The organism is Streptomyces exfoliatus, assembly GCF_000725545.1.
In the GTDB taxonomy this organism is placed as follows: Bacteria; Actinomycetota; Actinomycetes; order Streptomycetales; family Streptomycetaceae; genus Streptomyces; species Streptomyces exfoliatus.
In genome coordinates this window covers 1-539 of sequence record NZ_JNZP01000093.1, presented here as the reverse complement: position 1 = coordinate 539, position 539 = coordinate 1, and the positions used below count along the sequence as shown (strand labels likewise).

The 539-nt window shown below is 69.2% G+C and carries 1 pseudogene; it reads left to right on the top strand.

From position 1 onward, the window contains the following. Positions 1–166: 166 nt before the first annotated feature. Positions 167–539 (top strand): annotated as a pseudogene (locus tag IO20_RS0134240) (Clp protease N-terminal domain-containing protein); the annotation flags it as partial.

The following is a 539-nucleotide window of genomic DNA, read 5'->3' as shown; positions in this document are numbered from 1 at the left end:
CGGCCCGGCCGAGATGCCGGTCACCTGGTAGCGGCGAAGGCCGCCGCGCTCATCGGCGACGGGCGTGGCCGCCGCGGAGCGCGGGGGCCACGCGGGCCCAGGACCGATCGAGAGAAATGACAACCTCGGGTTGACACCACCCGACTGACAACCTACGGTTGACACCATGACGCAGATCACTTCGCCGGTCAAGCTCGACGAGCTCATCACGGCGATCACCGAGAACCACACCTCCGCCCTCGACCAGCTCAGCGGCGCCATCCTGCTGGCCGACCACATCGGCGAGGTCGCCGACCATCTCATCGGCCACTTCGTCGACCAGGCCCGTCGCTCCGGCGCGTCCTGGACCGACATCGGTCGCAGCATGGGCGTCACCCGGCAGGCAGCCCAGAAGCGGTTCGTCGCCAAGCCCGACGCCAAGCCGTCGAATGCCTTCGAGAAGTTCTCCCAGCCCGCCCGCAGCGCGATCATCGCCGGCATGAACGAGGCCAAGACGGCCGGCAACGCCGAGATCGTCCCGGCGCATGTCCTCCTCGGCC